The 24,682-nt window shown below is 63.8% G+C and carries 34 protein-coding genes; 9 read left to right on the forward strand and 25 right to left on the reverse strand.

The features are described 5' to 3' along the window. The first annotated feature begins 30 nt into the window (after window positions 1-30). Entirely contained in the window at window positions 31-1,554 is a 1,524-nt protein-coding gene (gene gshA / locus J8G26_RS14835; protein ID WP_210569862.1) for a glutamate--cysteine ligase, read from the forward strand. Window positions 1,555-1,671: 117 nt separating this feature from the next. Here the strand turns inward: gshA and modC are convergent, their stop codons facing one another. From modC to modA, 3 genes are read right to left on the reverse strand one after another with little or no spacing between them, the layout of a single operon-like run. Further along, on the reverse strand, window positions 1,672-2,754 hold the full coding sequence (gene modC, locus J8G26_RS14840; protein ID WP_210569864.1) for a molybdenum ABC transporter ATP-binding protein: 1,083 nt from the start codon (window positions 2,752-2,754) through the stop codon (window positions 1,672-1,674). Next, a complete protein-coding gene (modB, locus tag J8G26_RS14845; protein WP_210569868.1) occupies window positions 2,754-3,434 on the reverse strand; it encodes a molybdate ABC transporter permease subunit in 681 nt (226 codons plus the stop codon). Before modB ends, modC begins: the two co-directional genes overlap by 1 nt. Window positions 3,435-3,442: 8 nt before the next feature. Further along, on the reverse strand, window positions 3,443-4,189 hold the full coding sequence (modA, locus tag J8G26_RS14850) for a molybdate ABC transporter substrate-binding protein (RefSeq protein WP_087746715.1): 747 nt from the start codon (window positions 4,187-4,189) through the stop codon (window positions 3,443-3,445). A 72-nt stretch (window positions 4,190-4,261) separates the two neighbouring features. Here modA and J8G26_RS14855 point away from each other — a divergent pair, with 72 nt between their 5' ends. Then, window positions 4,262-5,032 (forward strand): TOBE domain-containing protein, encoded by a 771-nt coding sequence (locus J8G26_RS14855; RefSeq protein ID WP_087746713.1) that lies wholly within the window; start codon window positions 4,262-4,264, stop codon window positions 5,030-5,032. A gap of 200 nt (window positions 5,033-5,232) precedes the next feature. Here the strand turns inward: J8G26_RS14855 and J8G26_RS14860 are convergent, their stop codons facing one another. Together J8G26_RS14860 and J8G26_RS14865 are read right to left on the reverse strand one after the other, a co-directional pair. Next, window positions 5,233-5,478 (reverse strand): oxidoreductase-like domain-containing protein, encoded by a 246-nt coding sequence (locus J8G26_RS14860; protein WP_232476390.1) that lies wholly within the window; start codon window positions 5,476-5,478, stop codon window positions 5,233-5,235. Beyond that, the gene (locus J8G26_RS14865; protein WP_087746710.1) at window positions 5,475-5,741 is read right to left on the reverse strand and encodes a hypothetical protein; all 267 of its coding nucleotides are present in this window, start codon (window positions 5,739-5,741) and stop codon (window positions 5,475-5,477) included. Before J8G26_RS14865 ends, J8G26_RS14860 begins: the two co-directional genes overlap by 4 nt. 85 nt (window positions 5,742-5,826) lie before the next feature. Between J8G26_RS14865 and ylqF the strand changes: the two genes are divergently transcribed. Beyond that, a complete protein-coding gene (gene ylqF / locus J8G26_RS14870) occupies window positions 5,827-6,777 on the forward strand; it encodes a ribosome biogenesis GTPase YlqF (protein WP_087746708.1) in 951 nt (316 codons plus the stop codon). 67 nt (window positions 6,778-6,844) lie between these two features. Here the strand turns inward: ylqF and J8G26_RS14875 are convergent, their stop codons facing one another. The 3 genes from J8G26_RS14875 to J8G26_RS14885 form a co-directional block, all read right to left on the reverse strand. Next, complete coding sequence (locus tag J8G26_RS14875; protein ID WP_167372725.1) at window positions 6,845-6,988, reverse strand: hypothetical protein; 144 nt, start codon at window positions 6,986-6,988, stop codon at window positions 6,845-6,847. Between the two features lie 135 nt (window positions 6,989-7,123). Beyond that, a complete protein-coding gene (locus tag J8G26_RS14880) occupies window positions 7,124-7,663 on the reverse strand; it encodes a DUF924 family protein (RefSeq protein ID WP_210569870.1) in 540 nt (179 codons plus the stop codon). A 120-nt stretch (window positions 7,664-7,783) separates the two neighbouring features. Continuing rightward, complete coding sequence (locus tag J8G26_RS14885; RefSeq protein WP_210569900.1) at window positions 7,784-8,578, reverse strand: pseudouridine synthase; 795 nt, start codon at window positions 8,576-8,578, stop codon at window positions 7,784-7,786. Window positions 8,579-8,728: 150 nt separating this feature from the next. Between J8G26_RS14885 and J8G26_RS14890 the strand changes: the two genes are divergently transcribed. Beyond that, on the forward strand, window positions 8,729-9,664 hold the full coding sequence (locus J8G26_RS14890) for a DHHA1 domain-containing protein (RefSeq protein WP_210569871.1): 936 nt from the start codon (window positions 8,729-8,731) through the stop codon (window positions 9,662-9,664). A gap of 57 nt (window positions 9,665-9,721) precedes the next feature. Here J8G26_RS14890 and J8G26_RS14895 read toward each other — a convergent pair whose 3' ends face one another. From J8G26_RS14895 to J8G26_RS14905, 3 genes are read right to left on the reverse strand one after another with little or no spacing between them, the layout of a single operon-like run. Beyond that, on the reverse strand, window positions 9,722-10,156 hold the full coding sequence (locus J8G26_RS14895) for a thermonuclease family protein (protein WP_349238326.1): 435 nt from the start codon (window positions 10,154-10,156) through the stop codon (window positions 9,722-9,724). Between the two features lie 37 nt (window positions 10,157-10,193). Continuing rightward, the gene (locus tag J8G26_RS14900) at window positions 10,194-10,601 is read right to left on the reverse strand and encodes a VanZ family protein (protein ID WP_210569873.1); all 408 of its coding nucleotides are present in this window, start codon (window positions 10,599-10,601) and stop codon (window positions 10,194-10,196) included. Beyond that, window positions 10,598-11,518: a 2-dehydropantoate 2-reductase gene (locus tag J8G26_RS14905; RefSeq protein ID WP_210569875.1), complete on the reverse strand. Its 921-nt coding sequence runs from the start codon at window positions 11,516-11,518 to the stop codon at window positions 10,598-10,600. Before J8G26_RS14905 ends, J8G26_RS14900 begins: the two co-directional genes overlap by 4 nt. 238 nt (window positions 11,519-11,756) lie before the next feature. Between J8G26_RS14905 and J8G26_RS14910 the strand changes: the two genes are divergently transcribed. The 5 genes from J8G26_RS14910 to J8G26_RS14930 all read left to right on the forward strand — a co-directional run bounded on the left by J8G26_RS14910 (window position 11,757) and on the right by J8G26_RS14930 (window position 16,470). Further along, window positions 11,757-12,287: a DUF2242 domain-containing protein gene (locus J8G26_RS14910; protein ID WP_087748315.1), complete on the forward strand. Its 531-nt coding sequence runs from the start codon at window positions 11,757-11,759 to the stop codon at window positions 12,285-12,287. A 140-nt stretch (window positions 12,288-12,427) separates the two neighbouring features. Continuing rightward, the gene (locus J8G26_RS14915; protein ID WP_210569877.1) at window positions 12,428-14,761 is read left to right on the forward strand and encodes an ATP-binding protein; all 2,334 of its coding nucleotides are present in this window, start codon (window positions 12,428-12,430) and stop codon (window positions 14,759-14,761) included. 20 nt (window positions 14,762-14,781) lie between these two features. Continuing rightward, complete coding sequence (locus tag J8G26_RS19575) at window positions 14,782-15,489, forward strand: methyl-accepting chemotaxis protein (RefSeq protein ID WP_210569879.1); 708 nt, start codon at window positions 14,782-14,784, stop codon at window positions 15,487-15,489. Beyond that, window positions 15,486-16,052, forward strand: coding sequence for a chemotaxis protein CheX (locus tag J8G26_RS14925; RefSeq protein ID WP_087746693.1), 567 nt, complete (start codon window positions 15,486-15,488; stop codon window positions 16,050-16,052). Before J8G26_RS19575 ends, J8G26_RS14925 begins: the two co-directional genes overlap by 4 nt. 49 nt (window positions 16,053-16,101) lie before the next feature. After that, window positions 16,102-16,470: a response regulator gene (locus tag J8G26_RS14930; protein WP_087746691.1), complete on the forward strand. Its 369-nt coding sequence runs from the start codon at window positions 16,102-16,104 to the stop codon at window positions 16,468-16,470. A gap of 41 nt (window positions 16,471-16,511) precedes the next feature. On the opposite strand, the gene J8G26_RS14935 is transcribed toward J8G26_RS14930, so the two are convergent. From J8G26_RS14935 to J8G26_RS15000, 14 genes are all read right to left on the reverse strand, one after another. Then, window positions 16,512-17,141, reverse strand: coding sequence for a pseudouridine synthase (locus J8G26_RS14935; RefSeq protein ID WP_246881420.1), 630 nt, complete (start codon window positions 17,139-17,141; stop codon window positions 16,512-16,514). 43 nt (window positions 17,142-17,184) lie between these two features. Beyond that, on the reverse strand, window positions 17,185-17,412 hold the full coding sequence (locus J8G26_RS14940; RefSeq protein ID WP_210569881.1) for a hypothetical protein: 228 nt from the start codon (window positions 17,410-17,412) through the stop codon (window positions 17,185-17,187). A 41-nt stretch (window positions 17,413-17,453) separates the two neighbouring features. Beyond that, window positions 17,454-18,377 (reverse strand): peptidoglycan DD-metalloendopeptidase family protein, encoded by a 924-nt coding sequence (locus tag J8G26_RS14945; RefSeq protein WP_210569883.1) that lies wholly within the window; start codon window positions 18,375-18,377, stop codon window positions 17,454-17,456. Between the two features lie 116 nt (window positions 18,378-18,493). Beyond that, entirely contained in the window at window positions 18,494-18,742 is a 249-nt protein-coding gene (locus J8G26_RS14950; protein WP_087746685.1) for a hypothetical protein, read from the reverse strand. 230 nt (window positions 18,743-18,972) lie between these two features. Then, on the reverse strand, window positions 18,973-19,434 hold the full coding sequence (locus J8G26_RS14955) for an SRPBCC family protein (protein ID WP_210569885.1): 462 nt from the start codon (window positions 19,432-19,434) through the stop codon (window positions 18,973-18,975). Between the two features lie 134 nt (window positions 19,435-19,568). Further along, on the reverse strand, window positions 19,569-19,886 hold the full coding sequence (locus J8G26_RS14960; protein ID WP_210569887.1) for a DUF2322 family protein: 318 nt from the start codon (window positions 19,884-19,886) through the stop codon (window positions 19,569-19,571). Window positions 19,887-20,057: 171 nt separating this feature from the next. Beyond that, entirely contained in the window at window positions 20,058-20,405 is a 348-nt protein-coding gene (locus J8G26_RS14965) for a DUF86 domain-containing protein (protein WP_087746677.1), read from the reverse strand. Next, a complete protein-coding gene (locus J8G26_RS14970) occupies window positions 20,402-20,692 on the reverse strand; it encodes a nucleotidyltransferase domain-containing protein (RefSeq protein ID WP_087746675.1) in 291 nt (96 codons plus the stop codon). Before J8G26_RS14970 ends, J8G26_RS14965 begins: the two co-directional genes overlap by 4 nt. Window positions 20,693-20,957: 265 nt before the next feature. Continuing rightward, on the reverse strand, window positions 20,958-21,275 hold the full coding sequence (locus tag J8G26_RS14975; RefSeq protein WP_349238327.1) for a hypothetical protein: 318 nt from the start codon (window positions 21,273-21,275) through the stop codon (window positions 20,958-20,960). A 319-nt stretch (window positions 21,276-21,594) separates the two neighbouring features. Further along, window positions 21,595-21,939, reverse strand: coding sequence for a HepT-like ribonuclease domain-containing protein (locus J8G26_RS14980; RefSeq protein WP_210569890.1), 345 nt, complete (start codon window positions 21,937-21,939; stop codon window positions 21,595-21,597). Beyond that, on the reverse strand, window positions 21,929-22,255 hold the full coding sequence (locus J8G26_RS14985; protein ID WP_210569891.1) for a nucleotidyltransferase domain-containing protein: 327 nt from the start codon (window positions 22,253-22,255) through the stop codon (window positions 21,929-21,931). The genes J8G26_RS14980 and J8G26_RS14985 overlap by 11 nt, the downstream gene beginning before the upstream one ends. Continuing rightward, the gene (locus tag J8G26_RS14990) at window positions 22,252-22,548 is read right to left on the reverse strand and encodes a hypothetical protein (RefSeq protein WP_246881421.1); all 297 of its coding nucleotides are present in this window, start codon (window positions 22,546-22,548) and stop codon (window positions 22,252-22,254) included. The genes J8G26_RS14985 and J8G26_RS14990 overlap by 4 nt, the downstream gene beginning before the upstream one ends. A gap of 1 nt (window position 22,549) precedes the next feature. After that, the gene (locus tag J8G26_RS14995) at window positions 22,550-23,491 is read right to left on the reverse strand and encodes a retron St85 family RNA-directed DNA polymerase (protein WP_210569893.1); all 942 of its coding nucleotides are present in this window, start codon (window positions 23,489-23,491) and stop codon (window positions 22,550-22,552) included. Continuing rightward, window positions 23,488-24,426: a retron St85 family effector protein gene (locus J8G26_RS15000; protein WP_210569897.1), complete on the reverse strand. Its 939-nt coding sequence runs from the start codon at window positions 24,424-24,426 to the stop codon at window positions 23,488-23,490. Before J8G26_RS15000 ends, J8G26_RS14995 begins: the two co-directional genes overlap by 4 nt. Between the last annotated feature and the right edge of the window lie 256 nt (window positions 24,427-24,682).

Consider the following 24,682-nt stretch of genomic DNA (forward strand, 5'->3'; position numbering starts at 1 on the left):
GGGCCGACCCCGACGATCGGTAACAAAGATATGAGCACCTTGCAGCAAAAAATCACCGCCTGCCCCCCCGATGCCCTGGCTGGCATCCGCCGCGGCATCGAAAAAGAAGGCCTGCGCGTGCTGCCCACGGGCGATCTGGCCCTTACGCCGCACCCGATGGCGCTGGGCTCGGCGCTCACCCACCCGCACATCACCACCGACTACAGCGAGTCGCAGATCGAGCTGGTTACCGGCGCGCACCGGGGCGTGCAGCAGTGCCTGGATGAACTCACCGAGATCCACCAGTTCGCCCTGCGCACGCTGCACGAGCAGGGCGACGAAATGCTGTGGGTGTCGAGCATGCCCTGCCGCCTGCCCACCGACGAAACCATTCCGCTGGCGCGCTACGGCAGCTCCAATGTGGGGCGCGCCAAAAGCGTGTACCGCATGGGCCTGGGCCACCGCTACGGCCGGCGCATGCAGACCATTTGCGGCATTCACTACAACTGGTCCATGCCCGGCGTGAGCAGCGAGCAGTATTTCGCGCTGATCCGCAACTTTCGGCGCCACGCCTTTGTGCTGCTGTACCTGTTTGGCGCCTCGCCCGCGTTGAGCCCGTGCTTTGCGCAGGGGCGCCCGCATGCCATGCAGCGCCTGAGCGAGCAGGCGCTTTACCTGCCGCACGCCACCTCGCTGCGCATGGGCCGCCTGGGCTACCAGAGCGACGCGCAGGCCACGCTGGCCGTCAGCTACAACGGCCTCGATGGCTATGCCGACTCGTTGCACGAGGCGCTCACGCAGCCGTATCCCGCCTATGAAGCCGTGGGCATCCGCAACCCCGGTGGCGACTACAACCAGCTGGGCACCAGCCTGCTGCAGATCGAAAACGAGTTTTACGGCACCATCCGCCCCAAGCGGGTGATAGAGCCCGGCGAGCGCCCGCTGCATGCGCTGCGCGAGCGCGGGGTCGAATACGTTGAGGTGCGCCTGATGGACCTGGACCCGTTCGTGCCCGTGGGCATCACGGCCGAGACCATGCGGCTGCTGGATGTGTTTTTGCTGCACTGCCTGCTGACCGACAGCCCGCCCGACACGCCGCAAGAGATCACCGAGCTCAAGCACAACCAGCATCTCACGGCCGCGCGTGGCCGCGAACCGGGCCTGTGCCTGGTGCGCAATGGCCGCAATGTTCCGCTGGTGGACTGGGCTGCGCAGGTGCTGCAAGAGTGCGCGCCGCTGGCCGCCGCGCTCGATACCACGCACCACAGCACCGATTACAGCGCCGCGCTGGCCAGCGCCCGCGCCACGCTGGCCCACCCAGCGCAGACGCCTTCGGCCCGCGTGCTGGCGCACATGGCGCGCGAGCACGGCAACAGCTTCACCGGGTTCACCACCCGCCAGTCGGCCCTGGCGCGCGACGCGCTGCTGGATTTGCCCTGGAGCGACACCCAGCAGGCGCGGTTTGCCGCGCTGGCCGATGAATCCGTGGCGGCCCAAAAGGCCATCGAGGCGGCCGACACGCTGCCGTTTGAGGAATGGCGCCAGCACTACATGGCGGCGCAGGGGCTGGGCTGATCCCTTTTACGGAGTCAGGGCAGGGCAGACCAGGCGCGCTGCGAAGGGCCTCTGGCAAAGCCGCCGAATCGTTGGCCAGGAACCCTGGGTCCGCTTCAGTCGATCCACTGGCCACGCTCAGGCAATGACGGCCACGGATTTCACCTGGATCCAGATTGGCAAGCCCGGTTTGATTTGCAGTTCCTCGACGGACTTCCACGTCACGCGCGAAATCAAGGACTGGCTGTCGCAACGAACGCGCACCAACGCTTGCGCAGGATGGCTGTCTGCCATGACGGCGTCAACCACGCCGGGGAGGTGGTTCTGGATGCTGCTGCGCATCGGCTCATCGAGCGTCAGGCTGACATCGCGCGCCAGCACGCGCAGCCGAACGCGACTGCCAGAGGGCAGTCCGCTGTCACGGACGACGATGCATCGCTCCTTGAGTTGAACGCGGGCGAGATGCCAGTGCGGATCTCGCTCGACGACCGTTCCCTGAATCACGGTTGCGGCCTCTTCGCCTGCCAGTGCGGGCAAGTCACCCCGCGCCAGAATCTCGCCAACGGGGCCAACGGCGACGGCCTGCCCATTTTCGAGGACCACCACTTCGTCTGCCAGCCGGCTCAGCTCGTCCATCGAATGCGTGACGTAGAGCATGGGTGTCGCCAGTTGGTCGCGCAAGCGCTCAAGCCACGGCATGATTTCGTGCCGGCGTGGAAGATCCAGGGAAGCAAGTGGTTCATCCAGCAGTAGCAGTCTCGGCCGGGTGGCCAGGGCGCGGGCGATGGCTACCCGTTGCCGCTCACCGCCAGACAGCTCCTGCGGGCGGCGTTTGAGCAGGGAGGAAATTCCCAGCAGTTCGATGGCTTCGTCCAGGGTGTTGTGATCGGCCGACTTCTCGGTGCGACGCAACCCGTACTCAAGATTGTGCTGCACATCCAGATGCCCGAACAGGCTGGCTTCCTGGAAGACGTAACCCAGCGGACGGCGCCAGGTCGGCACGAAAACGCCCCGTGCGTCGTCCTGCCAGACCGCATCACCGATGCGAACGTGGCCGCACGCGGCACGCTCGAGTCCCGCCACACAACGAAGAATGGTCGTCTTGCCCGACCCCGACGCACCGAAAAGTACGGTGATACCTCTTGCGGGGAGGTGCAGATCAACATCGACATTGAACTGCGCGCGCGGCAGTTCCAAGCGGATCCGGTTCGTGTCGGTCATCAGCGCATCACGCTCGCGCCATTGCGCTTGAGCAGCGACAGGCACAGCAGAACCACGAAGGAAAAGGCCAGCATGCCGCCCGCCAGCCAGTGGGCCTGAACGTACTCCATGGCTTCGACGTGGCCGTAGATCTGGGTGGAGACCACGCGTGTCTTGCCCGGGATGTTGCCGCCGATCATCAGCACCACGCCGAACTCCCCCACCGTATGTGCAAAGCTGAGGATGGCGGCGGTCAGCAGGCCGGGGCGTGCCAGCGGCAGCGCGATGCTGAAGAAAGTGTCGAGCGGGCTCGCGCGCAGCGTTGCGGCAGCTTCGAGTGGCCGCTTCCCGATGGACTCGAAGGCGTGCTGGATCGGCTGCACGGCGAAAGGCAGCGAGAACGCGACCGAACCAATCAACAGGCCAGTGAAGGTGAAGGACAGCGTGCCCCAGCCCAAGGCCAGGGTGAGTTGCCCCAGCGGCCCCTGTGGCCCCATCAACACCAGCAGGTAAAAGCCCAGCACCGACGGCGGCAATACCAGGGGCAAGGTCACCACGGCGCTGATCGGCGCCCGCCAGCGCGAGCGCGTTTGTGACAGCCACCAGGCCAAGGGCGTCGCAAAGAGCAACAGCAACAGCGACGTCAGCGTCGCCAGTTCCAGCGTGAGCCAGATGGCCTGCCAGGCGTGGTGGTCAAGCATGGCCGACCTCAAAGCCCGTAACCGTAAGCGCGGATGATGTTCTTCGCCGATTCGCCCTTCAGATAGCGCACCAGTTCCGGCGCTGCAGGGTTGTTTTTCCCCTTGGCGAGGATGAGCGCGTCCTGGCGGATCGGGTCATGGAGCGTTTGCGGCACCATCCAGGCGGAGCCCTCGGTCATGCGCCCATCGACGAGCACCTGGGACAGCGCCACGAAGCCCAGCGGGGCGTTCTGAGTGGCAACGAACTGGTAGGTCTGGCCAATGTTCTCGCCCTGAACGAACTTGCTGCCAAGCGCCTGAGCGAGGCCGAGTTGGTTCAAGGTTTGTAAGGCCGCCGCACCATAGGGCGCGAGCTTGGGGTCGGCCAGCGCGATGCGGTCGAACGACCCCGCACGCAGCACTTCGCCCTTGTCGTCAACCAGGTCCGGCTGCTTGCTCCACAGGACAAGCTTGCCAATGGCATAAGTGAAGCGCGTTCCCGCCACGCCCTGGCCTTCCCGTTCCAGACGCGCGGGGGTTTCATCGTCGGCGGCGAACAAGACCTCGAACGGGGCACCATTCTTGATCTGCGCATAGAACTTGCCCGTCGAGCCGAAGGACAGCACCAGCGTGTGCCCCGTCTCCTTCTCGAAGGCCTTGGCAATCTTTTGCATCGGTGCCGTGAAGTTCGCGGCAACGGCCACACTGAGCTCGGCCGCCTGCAAGGAGCCGCTCAGGAGCAGGCCGGCAAACACGAGGATGGCAACGGGTTTCATGAAGAAATCTCGCTATTCAAAAGTGGAATAACGAGTATAGCCACGCTTTCACTGCGAGGGGACAATCCGTGCATGAACGAACCAGTCCCCCTTCAGCTCGATGCCGTCCTCGGGCACGACGCAACAGACAAACGCATTGACGTGCTGCGCCGCATCGGGGCGGCCGGCTCCATCTCTGAAGCGGCGCGTGGTGCTGGCATCAGCTACAAGGCTGCGTGGCAGGCCATTGAAACCCTGGGCAACCTCACCGGCACGCCGCTGGTGGAAAAGGCAGTTGGCGGCAGCGGCGGCGGCGGTGCGCAACTGACACCGGCCGGACACCGCGTGCTGCGGGCCTTCGATCTGCTCGTGGCTGCCCGCCACGCGGTCCTGGCTCAGCTGGATGACGAGGACGGTGGAGGCGTGCCGTCGCTCGGCCTGGCAGCAATTGGGCTGCGAACCAGCATGCGCAACCAGCTTCCTTGTGTCGTCGCCGGCGTGAGCCCATCGGGCGCTGCGGTCAGGATCGAACTCGCGCTATCGGATGGAACCCGTCTTTCGTCGCGGATCACACAGGAGAGCGCACAGCTACTCGATTTGACTCAGGGCCGGAACGTCCTTGCGTTGTGCAAGGCGACCGCCGTCAGGGTCACCTGTGTGGGCTCCGGGGCGGCTTCGAAAAATACGCTGGGTGGGCGCGTTGTCCGGATTTCGGGAGACACTGGGGCCGCCGAGGTGAGTTTGAAGCTGGACTGCGGCTTGTCGATGGTTGGATTCGCATCCGACGCCGGCCCGCTGAACGTGGGTGATGACTGTGCGGCCCAGATTGACGACTCCGCCGTCGTGATCGCGCTTACAGGTTGATCGTTGAGTGACGGGGTGACGGGGTGACGGGGTGACGGGGTGACGGGGTGACGGGCAAGAAAGCGCCGCTCTGTGTGAAACCGCGGCCTGGCAATGAGCCATCAAACAACGGGTCCTTTCCATCGGCATCCGCCGCATGTCGCCAGTCAATAAAAAATGATAGCTGCTAGCGCTTACACAGCAAGCGCTGCGGGCATATTTCACCAAAAATCAACAGGATCTATCTGCAGCAGCGCTTCTTGCCGCCAGTATTCGGCCGCATCCAGATACCCCTCCCACACGCAGCCGTTGCAGCCGCGCCCGCAGCAGGTGGTGGGCTCGGGCGGCGGCGCGCGCAGCGCCAGGCCCTGCGCCCGGGCCAGCTGCTGCAGCACCTCGAACATGGCGCGGGCCGAGGGGCCGTCGGTGGCGCGGGCGGGCCGCTGCGCCCCAAGGTCCCGCATCATGACCGGCCGCGTGCCTTGGCCGCCGCCGCCCGTCGCATGGCATGGCGCACCAGAAACCCGCCCCCCAGCACCAGCGCGAACCAGCCCGCCAGCGCCGACTGGGCCATGATGTCCTGCACGCTGGGTGAGCGCGCCACATAGGGGCCTATCAGCACCACCAGGCCGATCAGCACGCAGGTGACGCCCTTGAACAAAAGCTCTTTGTCGGCCTTGTCGGAGGCCTTGTCGGCGGGGCTGGCGGGGCGGTTGGTGGGTGCGGGCATGGCGGGCGTGAAACGAAAGGGCAGGGGACGCGATTATCCTTGCCACCCTCAGCCCGCACCGAACAATCAAGAAAGTACCCCTCGCATGGCCATCCAGTGGTTCCCCGGTCACATGCACCTGACCAAGAAAGCCATCACCGAACGCATCAAGGACATTGACGTGGTGATCGAGGTGCTGGACGCGCGCCTGCCCGGCTCCAGTGCCAACCCGCTGCTGGCCGAGCTCACGGGCCACAAGCCCACGCTCAAGGTGCTCAACAAGCAGGACGTGGCCGACCCCGAGCGCACCGCGCTGTGGCTGGACTGGTACAACGCCCAGAGCGCCACGCGCGCCGTGGCGCTGGATGCGCAGGACCCCGCGCCCGCCCGCAAGCTGATCGACGGCTGCCACCTGCTGGCGCCCCACCGTGGCGGCATGGCCAAGCCCATGCGCGTGCTGATCTGCGGCGTGCCCAACGTGGGCAAGTCCACGCTCATCAACACCCTCACCAACAAGCGCCAGGCCAAGACGGGCGACGAGGCCGGCATCACCAAGCTGGAGCAGCGCATCACGCTGGCCGACGATTTTTATCTGTGGGACACGCCGGGCATGCTGTGGCCGCGCATCGTGGTGGTGGAAAGCGGCTACAACCTGGCCGCCAGCGGCGCCATTGGCCGCAATGCGTATGACGAAGAACTGGTGGCGCTGGAGCTGCTGCGCCGCCTGCAGCAGCACTATGCGCCGCTGCTGGAGGCGCGCTACAAGCTGGGCCTGCCGGCTGGCACCGTGGCCCGCATGCACGACGAAGATCTGCTCGAAGCCATTGGCAGAAAGCGCGGCGCCATGCTGGGCGGCGGGCGCGTAAATTTGCAAAAAACGGCCGAGATCGTGATGACCGACTTCCGCACCGCCATCCTGGGCCGCATCACGCTGGAGACGCCGGCCGAGTTCGAGGCCTGGCGGGCCGCCGGTGCGCTGGCGGACGCCGAGCGCGAGGCCAAGAAGCAGGCCCGTGAAAACCGCAAAAAGAAGGGCAGCGGCACCCGCGAGCCGTGAGTTTTGCCGATGGGCCCGGCTCTGTGGGGGCTCAACTTTTCTCGCCCCAGCGCAAAACCGCTGTCGCTTATTTGTTCTTGTCCTTGCCGCGCGGGATCACCGTGGTCATGGGCGGCATGGGGCGGTCAGAGCCGTGGCCTTCCTTGGGGGGCGATGTGTCTTTCTTGGGCTTTTTCGCCATCTTGTTGTTGTGCATTTGTCCTTTTGCCATAGATCCTCCTGTGTGGGTCTCGGGATGGGACCACTCGGGGTGGGATGGTACGTCACAAACCGGGCCGGTTTGCCCAGCGTGGGCCGCGCGGCGGTTTGCCTTGCGCGGCCCCTGTGAGGCCCCGCGGCCGGGGCTTCAGAAGGATGAGCCCGGCTGGGCCAGAAACGCCAGCTCGCCGGGCGTGGACACGCGCCCCAGTGTGGCATTGCGGTGCGGATAGCGGCCAAACCGCGCAATGATGTCGCGGTGCAGCACCTCAAAGCGCAGGTTGTTCTCCAGCCCCGGCTGGTCAAACAGCACCATGGCCTGGGCGTGGATGGCGGCGGATTCGCTGTGCATGTAGGGCAGGTAGGCAAAGGCCCGCTGCGCCGGGGGCAGGGCTGCATCGTGGCCGCCGGCCACCAGTTCCTGGGCCAGCACCAGGGCCTGGGCATCTTGCGCAAACGCCAGCGGCGTGCCGCGATGGATGTTGCGCGAGAACTGGTCGAGCACCACGATCTCGGCCAGGCGGCCCTGCGGCGTTGCGCGCCACCCCCACAGCTCGCAGCGCTGCGCCGCCTGCCAGGTGGCGCCAAAGCGCACGCGGATCATGGCGTCGATCGCGTCTTCCTGGGCAAAGTGCTGCGCGGGCGAGAGTTCGTCGAACCAGAAATGAAGGATGTCTTCGGCTTGCATGGCAATGGGTTATGTATCAAATCGGCTTCTAGCGCTTGATGATAAAGCGTTAAGTGCTATAAAAAACATAGTTGTTGCTGCGGCGCTCCGGGTCGGCATCTTGCAACTGGCCGAGCCCGGCTAGCGTGCACCGGGCGAGGCTTGCCAAGGCAGCTCTGCCAGCAGCCGTTGCCAGTCTGCCGTGGGGGCCTGCGCGCCGTTGTCTTCTTGCATGGCATTCGCGGCAGTGGGGCTGGGGGTGTTCCACGCGGGCCACTGCAAGCCGCTGTCCAGCGCCAGCGCAACGCCCGTCACCGGGTGCGGCACCACCAGCTGCCAGGCGTGCAGCCACAGCCTTTGCTGGCCCAGGCGCTCGGCCCACCAGCGGTTCAGCGGCCCTTTGCCGTGGGTGGCGTCGCCGATGATGGGGTGCGCCAGGTGCTTGAGGTGGCGGCGGATCTGGTGGCGCCGCCCGGTGGTGGGCCAGGCCTCCACCAGCGACACGCGCGTGCTGGCAAAGCGCGCGTCACTGGCTTCAGGCAGCGTGAGCTGCGCCAGGCGGCGAAAGCGCGTGTGGGCGTTTTGCACAGCGGCATCGGCAGGGGCATCGTCGGGCTTGAGGGCGTGGTCCACGTCGATGGATTCAGGCGCCCAGCCGCGCACCATGGCCAGGTAGCGTTTGTGCGTCGCCCCGTGCTCGAAGGCCTGCGACAGCGCGCGCGCCGCAGCGCTGTGCAGCGCCATCACCAGTACGCCGCAGGTGCCTTTGTCGAGCCGGTGCACGGGGTACACATGCTGGCCCAGTTGATCGCGCAGGGTTTGCATCACAAAGCGCGTTTCGCCCGCATCCAGGCCTGTGCGGTGCACCAGCCAGCCGGCGGGCTTGTAAACCGCCACGAGGTGCTCGTCGCGCCAGAGGATGTGCAGTGGGGGCATGGACATGGGCGCTGGGGTGAAGACGGCGAAGCGAAGATGCAGTGGAGCACGGCAGGCGCGCATTGTGCAGTAAGGGATGGCTTGCACACGGGCCACGATGGGTTGCCCCCGTGTCGGTAGCAGGGGGCTGTGCGCGCGACAATCGGGGCCATGACGAAGAAAACCATCCTCCCGCTGCAACTGCTGGTTGCACCCGACAAGAACGACCCCGCGCCGCTGATCCTGTACCACGGGCGCAACTGCCCCGACGGCTTTGGCGCCGCGCTGGCCGCGTGGCTGTATTACGGCGATGCCGCCGAGTTCCGGGGGCTGGACCATGGCGAAATCCAGTCGGTGGATGACCTGCCGGCCCTGCAGGGCCGCGCGGTTTACATCCTGGATTTTTCGTTCTCGGCCGAGATCCTGTGTGCCATCGAAGAGCGTGCCGCCAAGCTGGTGATGCTGGACCACCACAAAAGCGCCGCCGAAAAGCTCACCGGCTTTGCCTGCCGCTGCGGCGTGGTGCACTTTGACATGGACAAGTCGGGCGCGCGCCTGGCGTGGGAGTTTTTCCACCCCGGGCAGCCGGTTCCGGCCCTGCTGAAATACATCGAGGACCGCGACATCTGGAAATGGGAGTTCCCCGAGAGCGCGGGCTTTTTGTCGGCCCTCGACATGGAGCCCCAGGAGTTTGCACGCTGGCAGGAGATCGCCGCCTTCACGCCCGAGCAGCTCACGCAGTTCATGGCGCGCGGCGCGGCGATGGACGAAAAATACCGCAAGCTGGCGGCCGACATTGCCGAAGGCGCGCAGCCCCTGGTGTTCAACGGCATCGAGGGCCTGATGGTGAACGCGCCGGGCATGTTCCACAGCCTGGTGGGCGACCTGCTGTCCGCCAAAACCGGCACCTTCGCGCTGATGTGGAGCGCGGGCGCCAAGGGCGTGAAGGTGGGCCTGCGCGCGCAGCGCAACTTTGATTGCATCGCGCTGGCCGAAAGCATGGGCGGCGGCGGCCACGCGCAGGCCTGCGGTTTCAAGATGGGGGCCGAGCGGCTCACCGAACTGCTCAGCGGTGTTTTCAACGCCCAGCCTGCAGCCGCCGACTGAATCGCGCCGGGGCGCGGAGTTGTCGCTCCCAAGGCCTTGCGAAGTGGGCTCAGCCTCTCAGCGCTGGTACCGCTGCCGATAGCTCCACGGCGCCAGCGGGCGGGGCTGTGCCCACAGCCCTTTGCCGCTGGCACGGGCCTGCTGCTGCAATCGCACCAAGTGCGGGTGCTCGCTGGCATAGGGTGTGTAGACCCACGCCAGGCCTGCGCTGACCTGCGCTGCGGCCACATCGGTGGTTCCGCAGCGCACGTTGGCTACGGTGCGGCCGTAGTGGTCTTCGTCCATCGCGTGCAGCGTGGCGCGCTGCTTGAAACACAGCTGCGCCAGATGCTGCTGCGCCCGCTGGCCAAAGGCCTGCTTGCGCTCGGGCGCGTCGATGGCCGCGATGCGCACTTTCATTGGCTGGTAGGCGCCGGGTGTGCCGCAGCGGGCGGTCAGGGTGTCGCCGTCGCTGATGGCGACGACCAGGCAGAGCAGGGCAGAGACAGGCACGGGAACGGGAACGGGAACGAGTGCGGTGGATGGTGCGTTACCGTGGTGTCGATGCCTGCGCCGCCGACTGGGCTGGCTCGTCCATCAGGCGCCGTGGGTGCGCGGCCAGGGCGCTTCCCGCCGCCAGGCCCACGGCATCGGCCAGCCAGTCGCTCCATTCGCCATAGCGCCAGCCGGTGGCGGCCTGCGCCAGTTCGATGGCGCCGCCAAAAGCCAGCAGCCCGATGGCCACGCGCCAGGGCTGGCGGGGATAGGCCAGCAGGCCCAGTGTGGCCAGCGCGGTGAAGGCCAGTGCATGCTGGGCTTTGTCCCACAGGTTGAACACCTGTGCCGGCAGATAGGCGGTGGGCATCAGCGACAGCACCGCCACGCACAGCAGCAAGGCCCAGAACGCCCACGCCAGCGCGCGGTGTTGCCGCAGCAGCATGCGCACGGCGGCACTCATGCGGCACCGCCTTGCTGTGCGGGCAGGCCTTTTTCCAGCAGCCGCACCAGCGTGTGCAGCAGCCGGTTGACGGGCGTGGCAATGCCCAGCGCCTCGCCCCGGCGCACGATGAAGCCATTGAGGTGGTCGATCTCGCTGCGCCTGCCGCGCGCCAGGTCTTGCGCGGTGGACGACATTTGCGCGGGCATGGTGGCTGCCAGGCGCAGCACGGCGTCCAGGGTGTCGGCCGGCAGCGCGATGCCGCTGGCCTGCGCCACCCGCTGGCATTCGTGCACGATGTCCTGCATTACCTGGGGCACGGCCAGGCCGGGGCTGTGCATGATCTCGCCATAGGGCAGCCGGGTGATGGCCGACAAGGCGTTGTAGGCGCAGTTGAGCACCAGCTTGGCCCACAGCGCGCCGGCCACGTTGTCGGACACCTGCACCGGCACGCCCGCCGCGCCCAGGGTGGTGGCGATGGTGGCGCTGGCGGGCGCGGGTGCCATCACCAGCTCGCCGCGCCCGTGGTGCCGCACATGGCCCGGTCCGGCCATTTCGGTGGCCACGTACACCACGGCCGGGATGACGGGGCGGCCTATCACTGCCTGCAGGCGCTCGGCGTTGTCCACGCCGTTTTGCAGGCTCAGCACCACGGCGCCCTCGGCCAGGTGTGGCGCTAGCGCGCGGCCTGCGCTTTCGGTGTCGGTGGATTTGACGCAAAACAGCACCCATTGCGCGCCACGCACGGCGCTGGCATCGGTGCTGGCCGCCATGCGCAAGCGCTGCGTGAATGCCTGCGTTTCGAGCAGCAGGCCGTGGGCGTTGATGGCCTGGGCATGGTGCGCGCGGGCTATCAATGTGACCTCGTGGCCTGCGCGCGCCAGCATGCCGCCGTAGTAGCAGCCCACGGCACCCGCGCCCATCACGGCAATCTTCATGGAAAACCTTTGTCTCAAGCCCGCCTTCGGGCGAAGGCGCCATTGTGCGATGCCCTTGGCCAACGCGGAAAGTTCCGGGGAACCGGCCACTGGCTTTGCTGTCAGAGACTGGGTGGCATGATCTTGCAATGCCCGCGAAAATTGCTACCCCAAGGAGTACCCGGTTTTGAGCTTTTCCTGGATGCCCCAGCGTATTTTTTTTCACACCGCCACCCCCGCGCCTGCCGGGCGTGGTGCTATGCGTTTGGTTCTTGGCCTGTTGGCTGTTGGGGTCGTGCTGGCCGGGTGCGCCGCGCCCACCAAGGTGTATTCGCCGCAGGAAAATTTCGGTTCTGTGGCCACCTATTCGCGCCTGTTCGATGCCGCGCCGGCCCAAACCTGCGAGGCCGCCCGCCGGGCGCTGCTGAGCCAGGGCTACATCATCAACAACCATGTGGCCGAGATGGTGGAGGGGCGAAAGAACTTTCAGCCTGAGGCCGACGCGCACCTGCAGATGATGATCCGCGTGGTGTGCGTGCCCGAAAGCGCCAATGGCAAGGTCAGTCTGGGCTTTGTGACGGCCCTGCAAGACCGCTACTCCCTCAAGAAGACCAACAACTCCGCCAGTGTGGGCGTGGGCGGCGTGGGCTCGTTGTCGCTGCCCTTGCTGGCCACCGATGAAGCCCTGATCAAGGTGGGCAGCGAGACCATTGCCTCTGATGTCTTCTATGACAGTTTTTTTGACCTCATCAAACGCTACCTGGCCATGGGTGAACTGACGGTGGAGTAGGTGCTGCCTACCGCATGCCGGCGGCCTGGCGGCTGTTGTGCTGCTGGCGCCTGCGGGTTAATACGGTTGTCATAAAAATGCAACTCGATTAGTCGATGATTGCATCTATTTGTAACAGGCGGCGAAGTCGTCTCTTCTTCATGACCGTACGACAACGCATTGTTTTTCTCATCGCCCTGACCTTCGCCGCATTGGGTGGTATTGGCGGATACGCGCTCTACCAGTCCCAGAAAGGGGCTCACGAGGTCAAGTCCGTCACCGAGGGTGTGATGCCCAGCACCATCCAGTCGGTGGAGTTGATGGGGCAGCTCAAAGACATCCAGATCGCAACCCTGTCGATGGTTGCGGCGCCCGACAAGGAGGCCGCCCAGCGGGCCCATGAGGAGCTGAGTTCGCGCAAAGCCAGTCTGGTCAAAGCGCTGCAGGACCAGTCCGCGCAAGCGGACAGCCATGCGCAGCGCGGCATCATCAAAGAGGCACAAGACAGCCTGAGCAACTATTTCGCGGCCATTGACGACACTGCGAACTTCAAGCGCGCGGGCCAGCAGGATCTGGCCGAAGCCACCATGGCGGCCACCGTGGATCAGTACCTGCGCGAACAAGGGCTGTTGCTGGATGCGGTGCAGTTGGAAAAGCGCCGCAGCAAGGATGAGGCCATCGAGGCACTCAACCAGAACCTCAAGGACACCAGTGCCACGCTGGCGGTCGTCACGGTGGTTTCGGTGTTGGGCCTGGCCTTCATCGGCTATCTGCTGTACCGGCAAATCATCCATCCCATCGGCGAGATGGAAGCCAAGATGACCGCCATTGCCACCAGCCAGGATTTCACGCACCGCGTGCCCGTGACCCGGCAGGACGAGATCGGGCGCTCGCTCATGGCCTTCAACACCATGGTCGAAAAGATCCAGCAAAGCAGCGAACTGGTGCGCCAAAAGAGTGCGGACATCCAGGCCATGCTGCACTACATCCCGCAGGGCATTTTGACGCTGCAGTCTGGTGGGTTGATTCACCCCGAGTTTTCCGAGCATCTGACGGCGCTGCTGGAGCGGCGCGACATCGCTGGCCAGACCGTGGCGGATGTGGTCTTTGCGGGGTCGAATATCGGGGTGGATGCCAAGGACCAGGCCCTGGCCGCCATCGGCGCGTGCATCGGCGAGGATGCGATGAATTTTGATTTCAACGCCCACCTGCTGCCCCGCGAGATCGTTCGGCCACAACCCGACGGCAGCACGCGCACCTGGGAGCTGGGCTGGTCGCCCATCACCAGCGAGGGTGGCACCATCGAGCGGCTCATGCTGTGCATTCGCGACGTTACCGAGCTGCGCCAGCTCGCGCATGCCGCGCATGCCCAGCAGCAGGAGCTGGCGATCATCGGCCAGATCCTCGGCATGGACCGGGACAAGTTCCAATCCTTCATCGCGGGCGCCACGGCGTTCCTGCAGGCCAACGAGCGCCTCATCGGGCAGGCCGCCACCAACGCCGCTGCGCGCCCGGCGGCCATTGACGAGCTGTTCCGCAACATGCACACCATCAAGGGCAATGCGCGCACTTATGGTCTGCAGCAGCTGACCGATGTGGTGCATGCGGCCGAGCAACGCTATGACCAGCTGCGGCAAGACCCTGCCGCCTGGGCAACCGACACGCTCCAGTCAGACCTGGCAGGCGTGCGCGAGATGCTGGCCATCTACCAGATCGTCAACGAGGTCAAGCTGCGCGACCGGAGCGCGGGTGCGCCTGCCGCCAACGGCCAGATGGTGGCGATGGAGCGCGAGCAGGTGGAGGCACTGGCGCTCGCACTCAGCGACGCGGCCGGCAGCGACGATGTGGCCGCGCTGCGCACCGCCACGGCCCAGGCCGCGAATGCATTGCATGGCTGGGTTGGCGTGCGCCTGTCTGACGCGTTGAGCGGGCCGCTGGCCTCCCTGCCGTCGCTGGCGCAGGAGCTGGACAAGGAGCCGCCCCTGGTGCAGGTGAACGATGCCGACATCGTTCTGCGCCACCAGGTGGCCGACATGCTGCGCGACGTGTTCACGCACCTGCTGCGCAACTCCATGGACCATGGCATCGAAGAGGCTGCAACCCGGGTGAGTGCAGGCAAGCCGCCGGCTGGCAGCATCGTCATCGACATGGCGCTGAATGAGGAACACCTGCAGCTGCGCATTGCTGATGACGGCCGGGGGCTCGATCTCGAACGCATCCGCGCCAAGGCGCAGCAGGCAGGGCTGCTGGAGCCCCACGATGCGCCCAGCGATGAAGCGCTGGTGCAGCTGATTTTTGAGCCAGGCTTTTCGACCGCCGCCGCCGTCACTGCGGTGTCGGGCCGGGGTGTGGGCATGGACGCGGTCAAGGCCTTTGTTGCGGAGCATGGCGGCAACGTTGCCCTGCAGCTGCGTGCAGCCACTGCGAGTACCCAACGGGCTTTCGATATCCTGATCCACCTGCCCGCGCAGCACGCCTTGCGCGTGCAGTCCTGAGCGCGCCGGAGCACATTCCCATGGACATGCTGATTTTCTTCGTGGGCGGCGCCGTGGCCGGCGCTCTGGTGTCGGGCTGGTGGTTTGCGCGCAGGGCGCGCCAGCGTGCCCAGCTCGTCCCCGTCATCGACCATGGCGCGCCCCAGCGGGAGGCTGAGGCACAGTGGCAGGCACAGATCGAAGATCTGCAGCTGGCGCTGCAACAGACTGACCATGAACTGCAAATGGCACTGCAGCGCCTGCCCAGCGAACTGCAGGCGCTGGAATACAGCGCCCAGGCCAGAACCCAGTCGCTGGTGGAGGGCGCCACCGTGCACACGACGGCCCTTGCCAGCTCGCTGGCGGAACTGCAGGGCATCAGCAAGACGTTTGAGCGCTGGCACGCCGACATGAGCCAGCTGGTGGCCCACAACAAGGACATGCACCAGAAGAACGACGATTTCGCGCGCATCGTTTCGCAGATGATCATCGTGGCGCTGAATGCCTCCATCGAGGCGGCCCGCGCAGGCGCGGCGGGCCGGGGCTTCGCCGTGGTCGCCAATGAAATGCGGGAGCTGTCGGTGCGGGCCGAAGCCCTCTCCAAGCACTACCGCGACAACCTCTACAAAAACGACCTGATCGCCACCACGGTCTTCCAGGACATGCAGGCCGGCGGCAAGATGGTGATCAACACGGCCAGCGCCCTGGAGTTGACCAACCAAAAAGTCCAGGCGGCACTGCACGCATGAACCGAGTTCCCGAAATCAGTGCCCGCGCCAAGGCCAGCCTGGACCGCATGATGCTGCTGGGCTTGCGCCATGGCATTGCGGGTGGCGCCCCCGGCGTTGACATCCAAGCCATGGACCCCATCGCAGGCGGCACCGGCACGCGCATGGTGGTGCTCACCATCGCTTCCTACACGTTTCGCATCATAACGGCGCTGCATTTCGATGAGTCGGCGCCCATGAAGGCCTACATGGCGCAGATGGGCCAGCGCTCACCCGAGTCTATGACCCACCAGGATTTCATCGACGCCATCTGCGAAAGCGGCAACATGTGCTGCGGCACCCTCAACCGGGAGCTGGGCGCTTTCTACGACGGTCTGGGTCTCTCGACCCCGCAGATCCTGGACATCCGGAGCCTGCCCCACCTCGATCATCTCGGTGCGCAGCACCTGCAGCATTTTCGGGTGGACACCCCCGATGGCCTGCGCCTGCATGCCTCGCTGTGCGCGCGGGTCTATGAACCCATGGACTTCGAATGGAAGGCCGAAGAGCAACCCGTCAGCACCGGGGAACTGGAACTGTTCTGACGCCCGCCTTCCCCGCGCTTCCAACACCTGCAATCCAAGGACAACTGACATGGCAAACGTACTCATCGTGGACGACTCCAGCACCGTTCGCAACGAACTCGGCGACTTTTTGACCAAGAACGGCTTCAAGGTGGCTTTTGCCGTCGATGGCGTGGACGGCCTGGCCAAGCTGCGGCAAGACCCCGCCATCAAGCTGGTCGTCTGCGATGTGAACATGCCCAACATGGACGGGCTCACCATGGTCGAGAAAGTGCGCAGCGAACTGCGCAACAGCACCGTGAACATCATCATGCTGACCACCGAGAACTCGCCCACCATGAAGGAACGCGGCAAGGCCGCGGGCATTCGCGGCTGGATCGTGAAACCGTTCAACGGGCCCGCCGTGCTGAATACCTTCAAGACGCTGGCTGGCGTCTGAAGCCATTGCCGTGGGCCGGTGCAGGCGTTTTGCTCAGCCTCTCAGCCCGCCCAGGCGCCCGGCGCCAGCCCCTGCAGCGTGTAGGGCCCGATGGCCGCGCGAATCAGCCGCAGCGTGGGGTGGCCCACCGCAGCCGTCATGCGGCGCACCTGGCGGTTGCGGCCCTCGCGGATGATGAGCTCGATCCATGCCGTGGGGATGGCCCGGCGCTCGCGGATGGGCGGGTTGCGCTCCCACACCTCGGGCGCTGGCTCCAGCAGGCGTGCGCGGGCGGGCAGCGTGGGGCCGTCGTTGAGCTGCACGCCACCGCGCAGCGCGGCCAGCGCGGCTTCATCCGGCACACCCTCCACCTGCACCCAGTAGGTTTTCTCCATCTTGAAGCGCGGGTCGGCAATGCGGGCCTGTTGTTTGCCGTCGTTGGTCAGCAGCAGCAGGCCTTCGCTGTCGGCATCCAGCCGCCCGGCCACATACACGCCGGGCAGGTCGATGTAGTCCTTCAGGCCTTGCCATTTGCCCTCGGCGGTGAACTGGCTGAGCACGCCATAGGGTTTGTTGAAGCGGATCAGGCGCGCCGGGGTGGATGGCGACGAGGTGGGTGGCGAGGTGCGCGGCGCCACGGGGCTGCGTGACGACGGGCCTGCCAGGGTGGGGCGGCGGGGGGCAAGGTTCATGGCAAGGCGGGCATAGCGGGCGGCGGGGTCGCCGCACCGGCGCTCATTCGTCGTCGTCGTCGCTGCCCGCCACGGCGCGCACGCCGGCGGCGCCCACATCCACCGCCGCGCCCACCACGGTGGCGCCGACCTTCACGGTGGTGGCGGCCACCGTGATGGCTGCATCGGCCACGGCCACGACGGCGCAGCCTGTGCATGCCAGCGCTGCCGACACAAGTGCCAGGCGCCACGCTGTGCGGCTGCGTTGGTGGGAAGGGGTTGCTACGGACATGGTCGAATTTTTGGTTGCGGGCGCGCGGCCCCGGTGCGCGTTCATGCGGGCACAAACAGTGCCGGGTCCACCATGGCGCGGTTCAGCATCACGCCCCAGTGCAGGTGCGGGCCCGTCACGCGGCCGGTGGCGCCCACCTTGCAGAACGCTTCGCCGGCCTTCAGTACATCGCCCACGCGCACGTCCATGCTGCTCAGGTGGCAATACATGCTGAGCAGGCCCTGGCCATGGTCCAGCCACACGGTGCCGCCATTGAAGAAGTAGTCGCCCACATCGATCACCTTGCCCGGCAGCGGCGCCACGATGGGCGTGCCCGTGGCGGCGGCAATGTCCATGCCGCTGTGCGGATTGCGCGCCTGCCCATTGAACACGCGCCGCAGCCCGAACGAGCTGGAGCGCCGCCCCGGCACCGGCACCTGCATGCGCAGCGACTGCAGCGCGCCGCCCGCGGGCTGCTCGCTGAACGTGGCCATCACCTGCGCCTGGTGGTCGCGCTCGCGCTCATAGCGGGCCTGGTCTTCGGGCGACAGGTCCACCGTGCGCGGCGACACTTTCAGGTGCTGCTCCTGGTACTGCTTGGGCGCCACGGTGTAGGGCACCTGCCTCGCGCCGCCGCCATCGGCCTGCACCACACTGATGTGCGCATCGCCCGGCACGGCCGCCAGCGGTATGCCCACCACGGCCGTCCACTCGATGGCATCGCCCACCACCAGCACCGGCACATCGGTGTTGCCCTGGCGCGCCTGCGCCACCGGGCGCGTGGCCGCCGGGCCCAGCGACAGCCGCGCCACGCCGCCGGGCACCTGCAAGGTGCGCGGCCAGTCGGGTGGGTGGGGTGGGTGGGCGGGCCGTGCGGCCGTGGCGCCCGCTGGGCCTGCAGGCAAGGCCAGCAGCCCCAGCGTGCCGAGCAGTGCGGTGCGGCGGTTCAGTGCAAGGGGGCGGGGGCAAGCGCGGAATGGGGGCATGGTGGGTGAAGTGCTGGCGCAGTTGCAGTTGCAGGGTGAGGCCACTGCGCGGTGTGGGCATGGACCCCAGTTTAGCGGGGCACCCCGCCCGCGCATCCGCACCTCTGCGGCGAAGTTCAGTGCGTCACAAATTCGTAAGTCACCGCCTCGCTCTCCACCATGTCCAGAATGTCGTTGAGCACATCGTCGTCATCGGTGCTGCTCCAGGTTTCCTCGGGGTTGCTGGCAAACAGCGGCTCGATGGCCACATCCATGAACACGCCATTGGGCAGCTTGAGCACCGGCGTGCCTTCGGACGTTCCCACCAGTTCCCAGTCGTCCGGCACGGACATTTCAAGCTGGATGGTGACGTTGAGTTTTTTCATGGCGGGTTCCTTGATGATAAGGCGGCGAGGGTAACCGAATTTGATGGCAAATGTGCACTTTGCGCAGCAGGGATAAGCGCCATTAGCTATCAAAAATATAGCTTGCTAAGCCCACCAATCATCGCGATGGTGCGTTGCGCCAGTCTGCCGCACCCCCCGCGCTCGCGCCAGGCTACACCCCTTGCACGCGCTCTGCACGCGCCCTGCACGCGCACCTGCCGCAGCGGGTGTCAGTCCGGTATCTCCGCCTCGACCAGCAGCGCCAGCAACTGCAGCGACGCCTGCCAGCCCAGATAGCACGCCTCGGTGGGGATGACCGCCGGAATGCCCGCCTGCACCACCGCCAGCTCGGTGCCCACCGACACGGCCTTGAACGTGACCGTGGTGCGCATTTCGCCCGGCAGGTGGGGGTCGTCAAAGCGGTCGGTGTGGACGATGCGCGCGCCTGGCACCAGCTCCAGATATTCGCCACCAAACGCCAGCATGGTGCCGCTGCCCAGGTTGGTGAACTGCATGCGGTAACTGCCGCCCACGCGCGCATCCAGGCTCAGCACGCGCCCCGTAAACCCGTGCGGCGGCAGCCACTTGGCCATGGCGTCGGGGTCCAGAAAGGCGCGGTACACCCGCTCGGGCGGCGCGCGCAACACGCGGTGCAGGGTAACGGTGCCCGTGGTGGGGCCGGTGGCGGTCATGGTCGGTGTCCTTTCAGTCGAAAAGCGGTGGGCAAACCCATGTGCGGCGATCAACCGACCACCTTTTTACGACGAATGGACCGTGGCGTGTTCGACACCCTGTAACCAAAAGAGCACCCGCCGCCACCTGGCCATCACGCGGCGACGGGCTGGGCGCGGTAGCTCTCGCTGCCCTGCGCCCAGGCCAGCAGCCGGTCGATGTTGGGGTGCTTGCCCGGAAAGGCCCGCGCATCGGCCACATGCTCGGCATACCACTCCAGCCCCAAGCTGGCCGCCGCCGGCGTGATGCGGCCGCCATACAGCGCCGCCAGCGCGGCATACACCACCAGCGAACCGGTCTGGCCGGGCTTGTTCTCGATGGTGGCGAGCATCTGGCCGTCCGCGCCCAGCAATTGCAGGGCGGCAAGGTGGCTGGCGGAGGGGAGTTGTTGGAGGCGGTCTGCGAAGTTCATGTTGATGGTGAAGTTTGAATGAATTTGGTTTCTAGCGCCCATAGATTTAAATCGCTTGAAGCTATGAAAAGAGTAGCGAAATGGGCACCTGCCAAGTCAGAATGCCGAGCTTGGCGCGCTCCGAAATGCCGGCTCTTCAGTCATGGAACGGTCTCGCATTGCAGGGTGAGATCAAATTGACGGCAAGGCGTCGAGCTGAGTCTTTAAAGTCGGCAAGGCGGTTTGAACGGTGTCCCACACCACCTCAAGATTGATATCAAAGTAGCCGTGGGCAATGCGGTTGCGCATGCCACGCATGCTGCGCCAAGGGATGTGGCTGTGCTCTGCCGCAAAAGCGGAATGCTGATCCATCACCTTGGTGGCCGCTTCACCCAGAACGATAAGGCTCATGACCACCGCTTGCTGGGTGCGCTTGTCTTGCTCGAAATCCGCCTGGGCCATGCCTTCGGTGAACGATTGCGCGTCGGCAATGGCCTGGCGCATATGGTCCAGATAATCCGCCAACCGGTTCACGGTCATACAGGCCGGGCTTCCTGGGCAACAATATCCCGGAACCTGGCTGGCAAGTCCTTGAGGGTGAGCACATCGACCTGCACGCCCAGCAACTCCTGCAGTTCGTCTTGCAGACCACCCAGATCCAGCAGCGTGGTTCCGGGCAGAGCGTCCACCAACAAGTCCAGATCGCTGCCATCGCTGTCATCCCCCCGCAGCGCGGAACCAAATACCCGAGGGTTCACTACGCGGTAGCGCGCTGCTGCAAGGCAAACGGCTTCACGGTGCTGGCGGAGGGCTTGGGAAGGGCGCATGGGTGGAAGTTTAGCGGAGCAGGCCATTTTGTAAAAAATCGGTCTCCGGCGCTTATGAATATTGCGCAAGCCGCTACGAAAAATATAGCGTTGCGCGCGCATTGACTAGCGCGAGGGCCCGGCGCACTCATAAACGCCGCCCATCGGCTTGGAACGGTGGCTCTTATTCCATTTCCAGATCATTCGTTTCTAGGCGCGAGGCCGCAGGCAGTGCTGTAGCACGACAAGGCGAAGCAACAACGACACGGATGATTTTGAAATGGAATTACAACGCGCTCCCCAGCGCTCCCAGCAGCCGGGCGCTCACCTCGGTGGCGTCAGGGGTGGCGAACTGCATGTTGTGCTGCTCCGTCAGCGGGCCGTGGCCGGGCTCCATGCCCCCTGAAGCGCCGTAGCCCATGGCCTTGAACTTCCAGACCCCGCCCACTTTCTTGAGCGAGCCCACATGCGCGCCATTGGCCGTGTGCACCGCCACCATCTCGGCGTTGACTGGCAACAACCGCAAGGGGCCCGCTAGCGGGCCGGGCGGCACGTGGGCAAAGGTGGGGGTGAAGGTGGGCGACAGGGTCTGGGTGTGAGGCATGGCGGTGTTTGTATCTCAAAACGCCCGGCGTCCACCGTCACGCGGGCAGACTTCGCCCTGCAGTGAAAGATGACGCGCCGTGGGCCACAGGTGCCGTACGTGCCGCACGCATCCGTTGGGCCGCATGGCCTGGGGTGTGTCAGGCGGGCTGCCGCTGAGCATCAAATCAGGCTCTGGCGCTTATGGAGATAGCGCTAAATGCTACTAAAAACGTAGCAAACCTGGCTTGAAGCGTTAGAAGGAAGACCCCGGCTCACTCAAGAACACCAGCTCCTCGGGCCTGGAGTTGCGGCCCAGGATGGCGTTGCGGTTGGAGGACTCAACCCTGCTCGTCCAGCAGAGTTTGTACCGCCTGCAGCAATGCAGGCAGGGCAGTCTGAGTGATGTTCCACACGGTACTCACGTTCACCGTGGCATAGCCGTGAATGAGCTGGTTGCGGAACGCCACGATCTGCGCCAGGTCAGGAATGCGGGCCGCCATGGCCCCATCCAGCTTTGACAGTTGGTTGAGCGCTTCGCCAATGATTTCAAACTTGCGCTCCACTGCGGCCTGTGCCATCGGGTTGGCCTCGTACGCTGCTGCGTCCATGCCTTTGGTGAACGACTCGATCGCCAACGTCGACTCGCGCACGTCCCACAAAAAGGCGCGCGGGTCACGCTGCATAGACCGCCTCGCGGTGGCGGTTGATGCTGGCCAGCACATAGGGGTTGCGCACTGCGCCCGGCTCCACTAGATCCACACCTCGTCCCAACAGGGCCTCCAAATCGGCTTTGGCACCAAAAATCGCGCTGAGCCCGGGCTGAACGCCCGGCGCAAACTCCACCAGAAAATCGGCGTCACTGCGGGCCGGGTCAAAGTCAATAGCCCGCGCAGCCGAGCCAAATACCTCCAGCCGCTGAATGCCGTAGCGCTGGCAGATGGCGGCAATGCCGGGGCGGTGTTGGGCGATGGCGAGGTGCATGCTGGTCTTTTCGATCATGCGCTGTGCTTGGAGTTTGACCGTGAGGCGGACTCGGTGCGCTTGCACAAATACTCTTCCGAGCTTTCGCGTAGCACTTTGCCATTTTCTTCTAACACCATGTAGGTGTTTGTGCGACGGGCATCCTCGGCTGCGCGCAAACCTGCGCGTGAGAGGGCTGCCAATGCGGCCTGTGCGGGGTCGAGGTTGTAAGTGGGCGCCGAGATGATGCTCATGGATTTACTCGGAAAAAGGCAAGACCTGACCCTATTTTGTGCTTCGAACCAGAAGTGGAGGATGGATTGGGTTTGCATGTCAATCCTTCAAATTCCTAAACGGTAACTCTAATTTTGCAAATAGTTCATTTCCTTGCTTCTCCGCTAAAGACAATATAAACGTCGGCTCAATTGACCATGCATATGCCAGCAGGCCACGAAGGTGAGCAACATCTTCCCCATTCAAATATCCCCTGCCGTAGAGGTATAACTTGGCACGAATATCGCGTTTCCGTTCCCTTCCTAACGACACTTTTTGATCTGGGGTGATCGTTAGTCCAACGAGTGATCGATTATATTTTTTGGAGACATTCACCGTCTTCTTCTCGTTTATGGTGAGTTTTGGAGACTGAATCGATAAGGTCAGCCGATGTACCTCTGCTTCTACCTCCTTGAGCGTATCTCTGTGCGTTGTTGAGAATGCGAGGTCATCGGCATATCGACTGTATGTGACTTCCTTTTTCTTGCAAAAGGCACTAATGCTTTCATCAAACTCAAACATCATGGAGTTTGATATCGCTGGAGATGATGGGGCGCCAATGGACAAACAAAAACTGTGGTCTAAATTATTTCGCCATGCGACGATATTTACAAAAATATCTAAATCATCTTCACCAAGTTTTGAGTGACGTCTCGCGTGTTGCCTGATGTCAGCGGCGGTGATAGATGGAAAGAAATTTTTGAAATCGAGTTTTAGGAGATATTTGGAGTTGACATGTCTGCGAACGTGATCTGCGATTGACTGCTCTGATATATATGCAGTTGCTGCCTTATGAATCGGCCATTTTCCAATTAACTTTTCATGCAAGATGCGTTGCAAAAGCTTCACCTCTGGCGCAGGCTGGGCAATGGTCCGAACTGACTTTCCATCTTTTTTTGGTATTTGATAGACCTTATACCGTCGAGACGCGGTCGCAATGATCGTTAAGAGCTCTTGTTTTTCAAATGGAACTTCGCGCAGGAGCAATTGGAGCAGCTTCATGCGTCTGCTCCTTTCGGGAAAAATTTCTGAAAAACTTTTCCTCGATCAGTGGGGTTTCGATTGGTCAGTAATTTGGCTTGCAGTCGAGCACGATTGAATTTTTCATCAGTTGATTTGCCTTTGAAATCCAAATACTTTGCCCCTCGCGCCGTCGGCGCGAAGTAGTCGATTCCACCGTACCTACGCTTTCTAACCAGTTGTGATTTTTCTAGTGTGAAGAGAATCTGCTCGATTCGGTGTTCGTTGACATTGACGTGAAAATGTTCAAACAGTAGCTTGATATCTGTAAATGTCACAATTTCGATAAGAGCAATAAGATCCAGAGCTAGGGCGAACTGATGTTGTTTGTCTTCGGGTGTAAATGTTCGTTTAGTTTTGTTGCTTGCTTTCTTCTTCAAAACGGCATAATTGATGACATTGATATCGTTCAATATCTCGGTTTGGTCTTGAGCGGGAACTACGCAAACGCTGTCCCGATCCTTCTTTTCCAATTGGCGAAGTGGGCCTAGGCTGATGAAAGACTTGATGGGGTGACGATCCCCAGTTACGACGATAACTAAGCGGTCTTTTAGGGATTCGATTTGAGAGAAGGCGCCCAATTCGGCAATTGAGCCAGGGGCTTCTAGAAAAACCACAATTGCTGCGGTCAAGTACCCAAGGTCTGCCTCGAAGAGCAGTAAATCGCTGTAAGTATTGAAATTGTTCCAGTCCTCATAGCTCTCTGGCATGAGAATTTTGGATCTGTCGTCAGGCACATTGTCCGCAAGCCACTGGACATACGCATCACGGCAACTCTTTGATGGGACTCCGGCCGTTATCTCGCTGGGGGTTGACAACGGTCCGCCGAAAAGTGCCACAAGATCGGGTAAGGAGTCAACAGTTCCTCCGTCTGGTGATATGACTGACTTTACGAGTTCGACTTCGCTTTGGGCCATAAAAAGAGCTCAGATACCCTGATTACAGGCACGAAACCGGACCTGCGGCCACTCGTGACAGACTTGGCGCGAGTGGCCGCAGGGCCGGTTTCGTGCCGTCGATGTCACTCAATCTATTTCCGTCTGGCAAATCGCCCGACGATGGCTAGTTACCTTCACCACAAACGCGTAGCTGAGCTCTGGCATTATGCCGTGCAATGCGCGATTTTTAGAAGGGCGGATTCAAAAGTGAAGTGCAACACCTGCCAACCTGTAA

This window comes from Acidovorax sp. JG5 (assembly GCF_017939685.1).
GTDB lineage: Bacteria > Pseudomonadota > Gammaproteobacteria > Burkholderiales > Burkholderiaceae_C > Acidovorax.